The following is a 14,607-nucleotide window of genomic DNA, read 5'->3' on the forward strand; positions in this document are numbered from 1 at the left end:
TTAATCAACAACCAGTCGTTTTTTATTCCTCGAAAGAACTAATGCCACGATCAATTCGGTAAAGTTTCTGATAATGCGCATTGGTTGCAAGTAATTCCTCTGGCGTACCACTCATCTCTAATTGGCCATCTTCAATAAAGATCACTTGATCCATCAAAGTTACACCTTGCAAATGGTGGGTAATCCAGATGACGGTTTTATCTTTTAATGCCTCAAAAAAAGTTTCCAGCAATTGCTGTTCTGTAATTGGATCTAAACCAGTAGTTGGTTCGTCTAATAACACAATCGGTGTATCTTGCAAAAGAATCCGCGCTAGCGCCAAGCGATGTCGTTCGCCACCAGAAAAACGCAAACCTGCTTCATCCACCATTGTTTGTAAACCTTCTGGTAATTGGGTAACCATTTCTTTTAAGCCAACTTTTTCTAAAACCGCCCAAACTTCTGCTTCGCTTGCTTCTTCTCTACCAATCCGAATATTATTTAAAATGGTTGTTCGAAATAGGTACGGTGCTTGGTGCATAACCCCAATATATTCAGTCATCGTCTCACCAAATGCCTCAGTTGGGATATTTCCTAAAAGGATTTCTCCCGAAGTAGGCCGTAAATCACCACGAATGAGCGAAGCCAACGTACTCTTTCCGGAACCACTGCGCCCTAAAATCGCTAATTTTTGTTTTTCAGGAATTGTTAACGATAAGTCATTTAATACCTTTTTCGCTTGATTTTCATATGCAAAAGACAAATGTTCTATCGATAAACTGGTGCCATTTGGCTGAACAGGCGCTTCTGTTGAGTCATCTTCCCCTTCAGGAAGCTCATTAAAACGACGAATGGAATCCTTATAAATCGTTGTTTCCTGTGCTGCAGCAGGTAGCGGAGCAAAGGCATCAATTAACGGAAAAACGGTTAAAACAAAGGCACCAATCCAATTGGCTGCGCCCCCATGATTACCTGGAAACCGCACACTAGTCCAAGCTAAGACAGCAATCGCAATCACGCCAAACAGAAGTTGTAAAACAAAGTCTCGGCCACGGTTAAATTGCTTCATTTTTTCATCTAATGCACGAACGTTTGCTTCATCTGTTTCATAACGAGCAACGAATTCAGAGCCACGTTGACTAAATACCCAATCAGACACACCTAGAATATTGTCGGTTAGTGTTTGATATAACTCATTTTTGGCATATTTATGTTTTTCTTGACGCGCACCATTCACTAGAACTGAAACAAGTGGTAATAGAAAAACAACCACTCCTAACATCAGTAACATGCATAAAGCAAACCACCAAGAAAAGAAACCTAATGCAATCACTAAAAAGATATACAAAATCCAAGCAATAACGGTTGGGAAAATCGTTCGTAAATACAAGTTTTGGATATGATTAATATCCTCCGAAAGCAAACCTAAGATATCCCCAGTGCGATATTTTGTCTTAAAGAAAATCGCATCTTTTTCTAGTACATTATAAAGTTTCAAGCGCAGATCAGAGGTCATTTTTAACACCCAGTTATGACTCGTTAGACGCTCCACATAACGAAAAACAGGACGGCCAATCCCGAATGCTCTTGTTAAAACAATGGGAATATAAATTAATAAAATATTCTCTGGTAAGGAAGCCGCACGACTGATTAAGTAACCAGACGTAAACATTAATGCCCCTGCGCTAAAGAACGTCAAGAAGCCTAAAAGTAAGGCAAAATACAAGGTTTTTTTATAGCGTTTTAAGAAAGGACGAACCCATTGATCGTTTTTCCAAACGTCTTTCGTTGTCGGCTGTTTTTCCATCATTGGCGTCCTCCCCTCATTTGCTTCATTAATTGAACATAGTAGCCATCTTTTTCAATCAACTCTGCTAGCGTTCCTTGTTCCACTAATTGACCTTTTTCCATCACTAAAATGTAATCCATTTCTTCCATCCAATGCAGACGATGTGTCGCAAAAAAGACAAGATGATTGTTCATTAATGGCAACATGCGCTCTTTCATTTCAACTTCTGTTTCAATATCCAAATGCGCTGTCGGCTCATCAAACAGCAAGACGTGGCGTTTTTGATCGACAAAGGCGCGGGCCAACGCTACTCGTTGCGCTTGTCCCCCACTTAACATTCGACCACTTTCCCCAATCAAGGTATGAATTCCTTCGGGAAGGTCTTTAACCAGCTCGTCTAAGCCAACTAACTGAATCGCTTGCTGAATCGCCTCATCTGTTGCTTCAGGTGTATAAAAGCGAATATTGTTTGCCAAAGTATCTTGAAAAATATATGGTGCTTGCGGAATATAAAGGATTTGTTTTTGCCAGTCTTTTTGTAAAAAATGTGGAATCGTTTGGCCATTTATCGCCAATTGACTCGTTTCTTCTGTTGGTAATAAAAAGCCGCTTAATAAATTAATTAACGTTGACTTACCAGAACCACTCGCCCCGATAATTCCAATCTTTTTGCGACCATCAACAGAGAATTGCAACGATTGAATCGCTTCTTGCGTTGCATCTTCATAGGAAAAATTTAACGCTGTGACTGACAACTGACTTTCTTGATGCCAATCATCTAACGTGAGCACATCGGTCTGTTCTGCTTCTGGCAATGCTAATACCGCTTGGATCGCTTGAAAAGAGTTTTTTCCATCTAAGGTTGCGTGATAATCACTTGAAAAATCACGAATCGGTAAAAAGAACTCAGGTGCTAAAATTAAAGTAACCAAGGCAGGAAATAATAAAATCGTGCCGTTTAATAAACTTAATCCAAGGAAAACTGCCACAACAGCTACCGATAATGTCGTAAAAAAGTCTAACGCAAAGGTTGATAAAATAGCAATTTTCAATGTACTCATGGTCGCTTTTCTGAATCGTTCACTTGTATGGTAAATACTTCCAGCATATTTTTTACTCAACCCAAACAGTTTCAGCGTGTCAATTCCTCGCAAGGAATCAATAAAATGATTGGAAAGCATTTGAAACGCCGCATATTGCTTGTCCGCTTTACTTTGTGCTGCATAACCTAACACAATCATAAAAATAATAATAATCGGAAAAACAATCAGCAATGTTACGCCTGAACGAATATCTTGTGTAAAAACAAAGGCCAAAATAATCCAAGGAATAATCATCATATTCATCATTTTTGTCAAAATCAATTGTAAATAATTTTCGGTTTGACTGATGCCTTCTAAAGCCATGGTAACCATATTTCCAGTTCCATTTTTTTGAACAACATTTGGCCCCAAACGGAAAATTTTGGTTAATAATTGTTCGCGTAATTCTTTCGAGCGTTCATAACTAAATGTATCGAGCATTCTCTCACGAAAATACGTAATAACATGTCGACCAAGATAAAAAATAAAAAAGAGTAAAATACTCTGTAGTTGTTGGTTAAGATGCCCGCCACTCCAAAGGCCGACAATGGCTTTTGAAAGAAAAAAAGCTTGCCCAATTATAAAGACTGCTTGCAGGAAAGAAAAACCTGCAAGCAAGACAAGAATTTTTTTGATTTTAGGCATCTGTAAGATGTCTTTATCAATCATAGATTTAATACCCCTCTGGTACGGCTGTCTGTGAAATACGTTTTCTGAAAATATAATAGGACCAAGCAGTATAAGCTAACACGAATGGTAAAATGCTTAAAGAAATCCACGTCATAATTTTTAGTGTATATGGTGTGCTTGTTGCATCTTTAATCAACAAATCAAAACCTTCACTACCAATCATAACACGTGGGAACAAGCCACTGAACAAGAGAGCAACTAGTACAACTAATGTTAAACCACTCGCTAGAAAAGCTAACATCTCTTTGCGTTTAAACACCCCAACATTGGCAATGACCGTTAAGACCACAATTGCTAACGTTAAAATTAAAGTGACCGCAAAGTTCTTTTCATAAAAGTCCGTTTTGAAGTACATCAACACTGCAAAAACAACTAAACCGACATATAAAACGCCGTATAAGATTTCTGCATAATTTCGAGCACGTTCGCGAATTGGGCCTTCTGTTTTTAAAGCAATATAGTTCATGCCGTGTAAGTAGCAAAGTAATGTTAAGGCTACTCCACCAACAATTGAAAACAGATTAAAATAATCCGTAAATTGCGCATGCATATTGCCGTTTGCATCTAAAGGCATCCCTTGGACTAAGCTGATAAACAAAATACCAAAGAAGAACGGTACAAGGAAACTACCAATTGATAGTGTCCAGTTCCACATCCGACGACGTTTACCTTCCGGCATGTTATGGCGGAATTCAAAGGAAACTCCGCGAATAATTAAGCCAAATAAAATCGTAAATAGAATTAAATAGTAGCCACTAAATAATGAAGCATACCAATATGGGAAAGAGGCAAACATTGCGCCGCCCGCTGTTAATAGCCAAACTTCGTTTCCGTCCCAAACAGGTCCAATTGTTGCAACGACTTGATCTTTTTCGTCGTCATTGTGTGCCAACGTTTGAACGGCCATTCCAACACCAAAGTCAAATCCTTCTAAGAAGAAGAAACCTGAGAACAAGACGCCGATAAGGACAAACCATAATAATTGTAGTGTACTCATTCGCCAAATACCCCCTTATCAAATGGATCCAACGCTGGTTCATTTTCTTTCGCTAATTTTTTCGCTTCATAGTCTGGTCCTTTACGTAATTCTAAAATAACCAAGTAAACCATGACACTACCTAAACCAGCAAATAATAAGAAATAAATGACATTTGACGTAATTAATGAAGCAACCGATACATTTGGCGAAACACTTTGTTCAATCGTAAATAATCCATAGACAGTCCACGGATAACGACCTAATTCAGTGACTAACCAACCTGTTGTATTGGCAAGGAATGGTGCGAACGTACATAAAGCAACAATCCACAGCATCCATTTCTTCTCGTACAGCGATGGTTTTTTCTTCCTTGTAAAGAATAGTCCTAAGGCAGCAACCAATAACATTAAGGCACCAAAACCAGCCATGATACGGAAGCTCCAGAATAAAGTGTTAACTGGTGGATAATAATTTTTATCATCCCCATATTTTTCTACCAAGCGCTTGTTGACTGTATCCATCCCATCAACCGAACCTGATAATTTATTATACGATAAAATACTTAGCATATACGGAATATCGATACCAAAAACTTGTTTATGTTCTCGTTCATCTGCCCAAGCAATCAATGTCCAAGCAGCAGGATCATCAGAGTCTTCATAGGCCCCCTCCATCGCCGCAAATTTCATTGGTTGTCCTTCAATTAGAGCTTTCATTTGCAAGTCGCCAGCTAATAAAACGCCGATTGAACCGAACAAAGTAACCCATAAGCCAATGCGCATAGATGCTTTGTGGAATGAAATATCCCGTTTTTTCAACAATTGGAAAGCAGCCATACCAGCTACTGCCATGCCGCCCAATGTAAAGGCGCCCATGATAACGTGTGAAAATTCATACCAAACTTTTGGATTGCTGATGACAGCTACAAAGTCCACCATTTCAGCACGGCCATTATTGATGACATAACCTACTGGATGTTGCATAAAACTATTGGCAACTAAAATCCAGAAAGCAGACATCATTGAACCGAATACGACTAACCAGATAAAGGTTACGTGAACTTTCGGATTCATTTTATCCCAAGTAAAGATCCATAAACCTAAGAATGTTGACTCTAAGAAGAAAGCTAAGAGCGCTTCTACCGCCAACGGTGCCCCAAAAATATCTCCGACGAATCGAGAATAATCAGACCAGTTCATCCCAAACTGAAATTCTTGAATAATCCCGGTTACAACCCCAACAGCGAAGCTTAATAGGAATATATTTCCCCAAAACTTGGCCATTTTACGATAACGTTCCTCTTTTTTCACAACGTACATTGTTTCCATAATTGCTACAACAAGTGCTAATCCTATTGAAAACGGTACGAAGAAAAAGTGGAAAACTGTTGTCATCGCAAATTGGATTCTCGCCAATGTTACAATATCAAACATATTATTTCCTCCCTGATTTGCCTCCACACAAAGAAACAAGCTTACCTGAATTGTTCATTTCCATTAGCGATGACTCCTTTTATCTACGAAACTAAAAGAAAATTCAAGTGAACTTTTCCAAAAAGTGTGAAAATGCATGTAATATAGAATAATTCCAATCTAAGTATACAACTTTCTGAGGCAGAAACCAAACAATACAGAAGCATTTCTCACAATTTTTTTAGGTGCTCCCAAGATTTCTTCCCTTTCTTCTATCAATAAAAAAAGCCCTTCCTAAAAAAAGGAAGAACTAATCTCAATCTATCAACATTTTGACTTATCACTTGATTAGTTTTCGAAAATCGAAGCAGCTCGTCTTTGATGATAAAAATTCTAATCTTGTGATGAAAATTACGGATTGCTTGTGGTGATAGTTTGTTTTTTAACAACATGGCTCTAAAACAAATTTTTTGAACTTAATGCAATTTCTTGAGTTTTGGTACCATTCTAAACAACATGACTCTAAAACAAAACTTTTGACGGCTCTTTAGTCAACCCAGTTTTGGTACCATTCTAAACAACATGACTCTAAAACTTAGGATTGCATCACGCTCTACTTCAACATGTTTTGGTACCATTCTAAACAACATGACTCTAAAACTACGAGCTCCCAACATACGTTGACGGTGCAGTTTTGGTACCATTCTAAACAACATGACTCTAAAACCCTTGATAAGATCCACCTCCTGATCCAGAAGTTTTGGTACCATTCTAAACAACATGACTCTAAAACGTGGCAATGAACTTGTCTAAAAATGAGGAAGTTTTGGTACCATTCTAAACAACATGACTCTAAAACAACCCTCTTACTATGAGTTCCATTTATTTTGTTTTGGTACCATTCTAAACAACATGACTCTAAAACGAACATTGCGAAACAATAGATGAATTTGTTGTTTTGGTACCATTCTAAACAACATGACTCTAAAACCCGTAAACTCTCGGACGTGACTCAATATAAGTTTTGGTACCATTCTAAACAACATGACTCTAAAACCTCGGAGAATTATTTTTTCTCCATGATTCCGTATTCGCATCACTTATCCATAGCTAGATTTCAGTTTAGAAGGTCTGATTTTTTTCTTCACGTTTATTATACCAAACTTTCTCCTTCTTGGCGGAAAAACCCACCATTTTTCAATGGTGGGTTTTCTTTATTTAGTAGCTGTAACAGCGAGCCAGATTTCACTATACTTAGCTTCTGCTGGTCCTTGATATTGCGTAAACGAAATTTCTGGTGCTGCAACGACTTGGTAACCAGATGAAGGCAACCATTCAGAGAATATCCTTGCCCAGGTTTCTTGTAAAGTTTGTGGGAAAGGACCTTCATTTGGAAAAACCGCCCATGTATGAGCAGGTACGCTTAGTTGCTCCAAATCTTCATAGGTATTTTCTTGCGAAGTGGCAAAGCCAATCATGTGTGTCATTTCTCCACCTTCTGTTGTTCGTCCCTCTTGAAAGTCAAAAGAAGCATTTACTACTTGATAAGGATATATGTCATCAAATGTATGCATTTCCGCTCGTTGTTGTGGTGTAATGCGCTGTGCTAATTCCATGATTGCTTGATTTTCCCCTTGATACTGCAAGGGAACCTTCTGACTAACTCCGACTATTTGAAACGCTGGTTTTTCAATCAATTTAACATCCATTGATTGTCCTCCTTTAATATCAATATAGAAAGAGAATTTAGGAAACGTTTTTTGGATTTGTGTTTTCATTACTTCAGAAGGGGCTTGTCCTGACCAATCGCGAAAAGCTCTTGAGAATCCTTCAATACTTTGATAACCATATTTAAAAGCTACATCTGTCACTTTTTCACCAGCAAGTAATGCTAAATTTGCTTCCGCCAAACGTCTCTTTTTAATATACTCAGCCAGACTCATCCCCGTAATAAACGAAAAAGTTCGTTTAAAATGGTAAACAGAAATCCCTGTCTTTTTCGCCAATTCATCGAAGGATACTTCTTCCGTTAAATGTTCTTCAATATAATCCATTGCTTGATTTAAATTTGCGAGCATCCGTGTCCCTCTCTTTCTATTTGAAAGTTTACTAAAGACCAACAAGGATGACTTGATTATTTAGAGCCAACATTCGTCAAGTCGCTACTCTTGATTCATAGCGGCTTTTAAGGCCTGCGCTAAAGCACTTTCTTCTGGTTCGTCTGGTTGTGAATATTTTTTCATCAAACGACGTTCTTCATGTTTAGTCATTTTTTGTTTTCGTTCTTTTTTATCGGGAATTTTTTCAGTAATCGAACAGAATTTACATTTGAAAGAACGACCATTTTTTCCTTCTATGATGACCATTTTTTTATGGCATTGTGGGCAACGGTGATTGGATACTTTAGGATCTTTTCGCCGACGATAAGAACATTCTTGGTTTGTACAAACGTAAATCTTCCCATCTTTCGTATTTTTTTCCCGTAAGTTTGAGCCACAATCTGGACATTTTTTTTGCGTAATGGAAAAATCTTGATATTTTTTCTCGCTTTGTTTAATTTCACGGACTAATTTTTTCGTATCCTCTTCAATATCCTTTAAGAAAAGTTGACTCTTTTGTTGACCCGAAGCGATTGCTTCGAGCGACTTTTCCCATTTTTCCGTTAGTTCAGGTGTCACAAGTGATGGATTCACCAAGTCTAATAGTTGCTTTCCTTTGGCAGAGACACTTAAACCGCTATTGGTTCGTTCCATCAATTCTGATTTAATCAGTTTTTCAATGATTTCAGCTCGCGTTGCCGGTGTGCCTAAACTGTGTTTCTCCATTTTTCCTAACAACGTTCCTTCGGTTAATGGTTTTGGCGGCGACGTTAATTCTTTGTTAATGGTAAAGTTTGGCGCAACGGTCATGCCTTTTTGCCATTGGACAATGGACAGCGGCTGTTCGGCTGTTGTTTTCCAGCCAGCAACAACTACTTTATTTTGATGAAAGACAAATGTTTCTTTTCCAAAAGCGACTGTAACTTTTGTTTGTTTGGTTTGATTTGGCTCAGCAAACAAACCTAAGAATCGTTGAACAATCATTTGATAGATTTTTTGTTCATCATTACTTAGCTTTTCATAACGAGGACGTTGTTCAGTTGGAATCAACCCATGGTGATCTGTGACTTTTGCATTTTGGAAAACTTTTTGTTGTTTAACAACGGCCCCATTTTTAAGGTAGCCTTTCACTTCTGGTGAAAAATCAGCAATGGCTTGAAGTCGTTCTTTCATCGTTCCTTTCATATCCGTTGTTAGATATTTGCTGTCAGTTCGAGGATAGGAAACAATTTTATGGGTTTCGTATAAACTTTGTACAAGAGACAACGTTTTCTTTGCAGAAAATTGGAATCGCTGGTTGGCTTCACGCTGGATTTCGGTTAAATCATATGGTAACGGCGCATTTTCTGTTTTAACTTTTTCTTGAATATCGGTAACTAAGCCCTTTTGTTTTGAGAGTTCTTTGACTAATTGTTCTGCTTCCTGCCGTTCTTTTAAAGCGTATGGATTTTTTTGGGTCATCTTTGCTTTTTCTGATTCAACAGTTAACGAGATAGTAAAATAAGTTTGAGGCTTAAATTGTTCAATCGTTTTTTCTTGTTGGCGCACCATTGCTAAAGTTGGTGTTTGAACACGACCTGCGGATAAGTTATCTTGATATTTCACTGTCAAGGCCCGTGTGACGTTTAGCCCCACTAACCAGTCAGCTTTTGCGCGCGCCAAGGCAGAGTAATACAAATTATCGTAGTCTTTCGCTGGGCGAATTTTCTTAAACCCGTCTTTAATGGCTTTGTCTGTTTGAGATGAAATCCATAAGCGTTTGACTGGTTTGTTAAAACGGACATATTCTAAAATCCAGCGGGCCACTAATTCACCTTCACGACCAGCATCAGTGGCAATCACGGCTTCAGAAACATCTTTACGATTGGCTAATTGTTTAATCGCTTTTAATTGATGTCCCGTTTTCGGTAACGGTTTAATCCCTAAATTCTTAGGAATCATCGGTAAAGTTTCCATTTGCCACGTTTGCCATTCTTTGTTTAAATCTTCTGGCATTTTTAGTCCTAAGAGATGGCCTAAAGCCCAGGTGACAATCACGTTGGGTCCTTCATAATAATTCTTATTTTTTTGATTTGCTCCTAAAACGCGGCTTAAATCTTTTGCTACGCTAGGTTTTTCAGCAATAATTAATTGTTTTGCAACCACTAGTTTCGCTCCTTTTTGAGTGCTATCTTTTCGTATTATACCAAATATTGGTTCGATTTTCTCTAAATTCCGAGAATAGAAAAAGAGTTTAAAGAAAATTCCCTGAGGTTTTTCTTTAAACTCATGCGTTTCAAATAACTTTCCGTTTGCAGAATTTTGTTTTGCCAAAATGATTGGATATTGTGGTAAACTCAGCTTTATTTTCAAAAGTAACCGCATGATGATTTTCTAGTAATGCTAAACCGAAGTATTGTTGTAAATCTTCATCGCATTCTTCACACCAGCGTTCTTCCCCATCATTCCAGAAAGCCGTTAAATAGTTAGGCTTTGTGTTGACGTATGTATAATTCTGAGAAAGTTTTTGCCAAACTTCCACATAATATGTCTCTGCATCGGTCAAGTTATCGAAGGTTTTTTCTTGAACAATGTCCTCTTGCCAATCATCAAAAAACCACCAAGGTTCATTGTCGCCATACATTGTAATTACTTGATACATTGAACCGCTCCTTTTTTTGCTACTGTAGGTATCATAGTCACTTTCTGAAAAAGTTGCAAGGATTTGGTTTCGGACTGAGAAATTTTTGAAATTTATTTTATCCTGCCACTTCTAAAGAAGCAATAAAATCTTCAATCATGCGACGATAACTTTCTTCCGGCGTGGCTTCTTCGCGTTGAAAATAACCTAAAAAACGTAAGGTAATATAACCATGGATTAAGCTACGTAATTCTCGACTTTTATGCAGTCGTTCTTCATTATTAAATGGATAAAAAGCTAAAAGTTGTAAGATAATTTGATTGGTTTCATGGATGCCTTCAATTAATTGTTGGTTTTGCGTTTTCGGCACACTGATAAGTAATTCATAGACTGCAGAATTTTCAAAAGCAAATTGTTGGTACGTTTCAGCATATATCCGAATTGCTTCTGCGCCACTCTTACCCACTAAGGCTCTTCGCAATGCATCATTTAATTCTTGAATTAACAAGTCCACTAGAGCATTTTTTACTTCAGCAATATTTTTAAAGTGATTATAGAGTGAAGGATACTTGATGCCTAAATCAACGGCTAAATTTTGAAAGGTTAATTGTTGAACGCCCAATTCTTCCGCTAGATTGCGGGCACTTTCAAGGATTTTGGCTTTCGTTAAATTCCGTTTTTTTGCCATCTTTCTGACGCCTCCAATTCTTAAATTTTGGACAATTATTAGTTTATCATATCTATTGACTCTTTTTAAACTATAAATTATAGTTTATAATAATAATTTGTAAACATCATTTTTGAAAGAAGGCTGTTTGGCATGCATATTACCAACCGTTCTCATTTGGCCGATCGTTATGGCAAACGAACCAGTGCAGAATTTTTATTACACGAACGTCCTATTTTATCTTTTCCTATTTCTTTAGCGGCCATTCCTAAAGAAGCCCGTTATTTATCCTGGGAATTAATTGATTATGACACGATTCCTCTAATCGGTTTCCCTTTTATTCATTGGTTAGCTGCCAATGTTCCTGTAACCAATGAGATTCCTGAAGACTTTAGTCGAACAGCACTCAAGCCTACCATTCAAGGAAAAAATAGTCTTGCTTCTCCTTTGGGGAAACAGATGATTCCTGCGCTTGCCACTGAAACGTTACCTGAGTTAACCGAACGTTATCTGGGGTTAAGCCCTCGCTCTGGTGTGCACACCTATACGTTATATGTGTACGCTACAAAAAATCCACTAAATTTAAAAGAAGGCTTTTTTGCGAATGAATTGCATCAAGCATTGAATGATCAACTACTCGCCAAAGCCAAATTTGAATTTCTTTACTAGAAAGTGAGGAAATAGAATGTATGAATTAATTAAAAGTAAAATTTTCCGTCCAAGACAACCTTGGGAAAAAAATCTGCTCGTTTTATGGTTTGGCACATTTATGGCTGGTATTGGCTTTAGCTTAGTGATGCCATTTATGCCTCTTTATATCAACACATTAGGTACTTTTACCCACCAACAATTGAATTTTTGGAGCGGAATCACGTTCTCTTCCACTTTTTTAGTCACAACCATTGTTTCACCTTGGTGGGGCCGTTTAGCCGACCGAAAAGGACGCAAGTTAATGTTATTACGCGCTTCATTAGGGATGGCTATCGTCATTAGTTTAATGGGCGCAGTCACAAGTGTTTATCAATTGATTGGCTTACGCTTGTTACAAGGTGTTTTTTCTGGTTATATCAGTAATGCGACTGCGTTAGTTGCTACAGGCACACCTAAGGAAAAAAGCGGTCAAGTGCTTGGTACTTTAGCAACTGGTTCTGTTACCGGCACGTTGCTTGGTCCTCTTTTGGGCGGTGTCACTGCGTCTATTTTCGGTTATCGGCCAACCTTTTTCATTACTGGTACGATTTTATTACTCGTTTTTGTTTTGAGTCTCGTCTTTGTCCATGAAGAGTTTGTGCCAATTGAAAAAAATCAAGCCGCATCTGGGAAACAAATTTTAAAAAAACTAGAACATCCCCACGTGATTCTTGGAATGTTTATTACGACATTAATCATTCAAGCTTCCAATAATTCAATTAGTCCCATCATCAGTTTATATATTCAACAATTGTTGGGTGGTCACGGAAATGTCACCTTAATTAGCGGAGTCATTGCTTCTATTCCAGGGATTGCAACGTTAATAGCCGCCCCTCGTTTCGGCCGGTTAGGCGATCGTATTGGCAGTGAACGCATCTTGACAATTGGCTTAATTTTAGCCATTTTCGTTTACCTACCAATGGCCTTTGTTCAAAATGTCTGGCAGCTTGCCATGCTTCGTTTCTTAGTTGGGATTTCCGATGCCTGTTTACTACCAGCTGTTCAAACGTTGATCACTCGTTATTCCCCAAGTGACGCTGCAGGTCGTATTTTCAGTTACAATCAATCTTTCCAAGCGACAGGAAATGTGATTGGTCCTATGATTGGTTCAAGCGTATCTGCCGCTTTCGGTTATCGTGGAGTCTTTATTTCCACTTCTTGTCTGGTTCTCATTAACCTTCTATGGGTTCGTCGAAGCACCGCCGAATTAAAAAAAGAGAAAAATGATGACTAAGTTATACACAGAAAAGTTATCCACAATTTGAATTTTTAATTTTTCTCTTTTTCTTATTTTAAAAAAAATAGGCATATAAAACAAAAAAGAAAAGCGGATATTTACTGGTTTTACGACCAGCATATCCGCTTTTCATTTGGTTAACTATACGCTTTTTGTTTCACAACTCGTGAAACTTTTTAGACGTATTGTAGTTCTTTTTCATCTTGGTAGGCGCGATCAATTAAGCCGCCCCCTAAGCATTCCATCCCATCATAAAAAACAACAGCTTGACCTGGAGTGACTGCACGCGCTGGTTCCTTAAACGTAACGGTTGCTTTTGTGCCATCTTCAGATAAGGAAACATGCACTGGAATATCTGCTTGACGATAACGGAATTTAGCCGTACAGTCAAACTCTTTTGGCATTGGCGTATCAACAGTAAAATGAACCTCACTAGCTTCTAAATGTGTTGCATATAGTTTTTCATGGTGAAATCCTTGTCCCACATATAATGTATTGGTAGTTAAATCTTTCCCAATCACAAACCATGGTTCTTGTGTTTTACCGCCGCCACCAATTCCTAAGCCTTGGCGTTGACCGATAGTATAATACATCAGACCATCATGTTGTCCTTTGATTTCGCCATCTTCTGTCACCATGTTGCCTTTTTTAGCTGGTAAATAATTACTCAAAAATTCTTTGAAATTCTTTTCACCAATAAAACAAACGCCCGTTGAGTCTTTTTTCTTGGCTGTGGCTAATCCAGCACGGTCAGCAATTGCACGAACTTCTGATTTTTCCATGCCACCCAATGGAAACATTGTTTTTGCCAATTGGGCTTGTGATAATTGGCTTAAAAAATAGGTTTGGTCTTTATTATTATCAATTCCACGTAACATATGCACTACGCCATTTTCATCCGTTTCTACTTGCGCATAGTGGCCAGTTGCAACATAGTCAGCGCCTAGTTGCATAGCATAATCTAGGAATGCTTTAAATTTAATTTCTTTATTACACATGACATCTGGATTTGGTGTCCGTCCTAACCGATATTCTGCTAAAAAATATTCAAACACACGGTCCCAATATTCTTTTTCAAAATTGACCGAATAATACGGAATCCCAATTTGATCCGCTACTTTTGCGACATCTTTATAATCCTCAGTTGCGGTACAGACACCATTTTCGTCTGTATCGTCCCAATTTTTCATAAAGATCCCAATTACATCATAGCCTTGCTCTTTTAAAAGCAACGCTGTGACAGATGAATCGACACCGCCACTCATGCCTACCACGACACGCGTTTTGCTGTTATCTGCCATTTTATCACCATCATTTCAATTAGATTCTGAAATCATCCACGATTTGAAGGTCGTAACTTTTC

11 protein-coding genes and 1 CRISPR repeat array are annotated in these 14,607 nt (G+C 38.0%); of the genes, 2 read left to right on the forward strand and 9 right to left on the reverse strand.

What is annotated here, in order from left to right:
- Positions 1-22: 22 nt before the first annotated feature.
- The 8 genes from cydC to IGL56_RS08095 form a co-directional block, all read right to left on the reverse strand.
- Positions 23-1,789 carry a thiol reductant ABC exporter subunit CydC gene (cydC, locus tag IGL56_RS08060; RefSeq protein ID WP_002364368.1) on the reverse strand — a complete coding sequence of 589 codons (1,767 nt, stop codon included), beginning with the start codon at positions 1,787-1,789 and terminating at the stop codon, positions 23-25.
- A complete protein-coding gene (cydD, locus tag IGL56_RS08065) occupies positions 1,786-3,519 on the reverse strand; it encodes a thiol reductant ABC exporter subunit CydD (RefSeq protein ID WP_002364369.1) in 1,734 nt (577 codons plus the stop codon). The genes cydC and cydD overlap by 4 nt, the downstream gene beginning before the upstream one ends.
- A 4-nt stretch (positions 3,520-3,523) precedes the next feature.
- Positions 3,524-4,537 carry a cytochrome d ubiquinol oxidase subunit II gene (gene cydB / locus IGL56_RS08070; protein WP_002356976.1) on the reverse strand — a complete coding sequence of 338 codons (1,014 nt, stop codon included), beginning with the start codon at positions 4,535-4,537 and terminating at the stop codon, positions 3,524-3,526.
- Positions 4,534-5,952, reverse strand: coding sequence for a cytochrome ubiquinol oxidase subunit I (locus IGL56_RS08075; RefSeq protein ID WP_002356974.1), 1,419 nt, complete (start codon positions 5,950-5,952; stop codon positions 4,534-4,536). The genes cydB and IGL56_RS08075 overlap by 4 nt, the downstream gene beginning before the upstream one ends.
- A 472-nt stretch (positions 5,953-6,424) precedes the next feature.
- Positions 6,425-6,988: direct repeats of the CRISPR family, unit length 36 nt; unit sequence GTTTTGGTACCATTCTAAACAACATGACTCTAAAAC.
- A 157-nt stretch (positions 6,989-7,145) separates the two neighbouring features.
- Positions 7,146-8,009, reverse strand: coding sequence for an AraC family transcriptional regulator (locus IGL56_RS08080; protein ID WP_002356969.1), 864 nt, complete (start codon positions 8,007-8,009; stop codon positions 7,146-7,148).
- Positions 8,010-8,093: 84 nt separating this feature from the next.
- Positions 8,094-10,175, reverse strand: a complete 2,082-nt coding sequence (locus tag IGL56_RS08085; protein ID WP_002356968.1) for a DNA topoisomerase III — start codon at positions 10,173-10,175, stop codon at positions 8,094-8,096.
- Positions 10,176-10,305: 130 nt separating this feature from the next.
- Positions 10,306-10,671, reverse strand: a complete 366-nt coding sequence (locus IGL56_RS08090; RefSeq protein WP_002356966.1) for a DUF1033 family protein — start codon at positions 10,669-10,671, stop codon at positions 10,306-10,308.
- Positions 10,672-10,768: 97 nt separating this feature from the next.
- Complete coding sequence (locus IGL56_RS08095) at positions 10,769-11,338, reverse strand: TetR/AcrR family transcriptional regulator (protein WP_002356965.1); 570 nt, start codon at positions 11,336-11,338, stop codon at positions 10,769-10,771.
- A 132-nt stretch (positions 11,339-11,470) separates the two neighbouring features.
- Here IGL56_RS08095 and IGL56_RS08100 point away from each other — a divergent pair, with 132 nt between their 5' ends.
- Together IGL56_RS08100 and IGL56_RS08105 are read left to right on the forward strand one after the other, a co-directional pair.
- The gene (locus IGL56_RS08100) at positions 11,471-11,986 is read left to right on the forward strand and encodes a YbhB/YbcL family Raf kinase inhibitor-like protein (protein WP_002356963.1); all 516 of its coding nucleotides are present in this window, start codon (positions 11,471-11,473) and stop codon (positions 11,984-11,986) included.
- Positions 11,987-12,002: 16 nt separating this feature from the next.
- Positions 12,003-13,241: a multidrug efflux MFS transporter gene (locus IGL56_RS08105; RefSeq protein ID WP_002356962.1), complete on the forward strand. Its 1,239-nt coding sequence runs from the start codon at positions 12,003-12,005 to the stop codon at positions 13,239-13,241.
- 179 nt (positions 13,242-13,420) lie between these two features.
- Here IGL56_RS08105 and mnmA read toward each other — a convergent pair whose 3' ends face one another.
- Positions 13,421-14,545, reverse strand: a complete 1,125-nt coding sequence (gene mnmA, locus IGL56_RS08110; protein WP_002356960.1) for a tRNA 2-thiouridine(34) synthase MnmA — start codon at positions 14,543-14,545, stop codon at positions 13,421-13,423.
- Positions 14,546-14,607: the final 62 nt, after the last annotated feature.

It is taken from the genome of Enterococcus sp. DIV1316a, assembly GCF_050536915.1.
Taxonomy (GTDB): domain Bacteria; phylum Bacillota; class Bacilli; order Lactobacillales; family Enterococcaceae; genus Enterococcus; species Enterococcus faecalis.

Coding starts and splice junctions, on each gene's coding strand:
- cydC (WP_002364368.1), bottom strand. CDS start 1,789: ATGATGGAAAAACAGCCGACAACGAAAGACGTTTGGAAAAACGATCAA.
- cydD (WP_002364369.1), bottom strand. CDS start 3,519: ATGATTGATAAAGACATCTTACAGATGCCTAAAATCAAAAAAATTCTT.
- cydB (WP_002356976.1), bottom strand. CDS start 4,537: ATGAGTACACTACAATTATTATGGTTTGTCCTTATCGGCGTCTTGTTC.
- IGL56_RS08075 (WP_002356974.1), bottom strand. CDS start 5,952: ATGTTTGATATTGTAACATTGGCGAGAATCCAATTTGCGATGACAACA.
- IGL56_RS08080 (WP_002356969.1), bottom strand. CDS start 8,009: ATGCTCGCAAATTTAAATCAAGCAATGGATTATATTGAAGAACATTTA.
- IGL56_RS08090 (WP_002356966.1), bottom strand. CDS start 10,671: ATGTATCAAGTAATTACAATGTATGGCGACAATGAACCTTGGTGGTTT.
- IGL56_RS08095 (WP_002356965.1), bottom strand. CDS start 11,338: ATGGCAAAAAAACGGAATTTAACGAAAGCCAAAATCCTTGAAAGTGCC.
- IGL56_RS08100 (WP_002356963.1), top strand. CDS start 11,471: ATGCATATTACCAACCGTTCTCATTTGGCCGATCGTTATGGCAAACGA.
- IGL56_RS08105 (WP_002356962.1), top strand. CDS start 12,003: ATGTATGAATTAATTAAAAGTAAAATTTTCCGTCCAAGACAACCTTGG.
- mnmA (WP_002356960.1), bottom strand. CDS start 14,545: ATGGCAGATAACAGCAAAACGCGTGTCGTGGTAGGCATGAGTGGCGGT.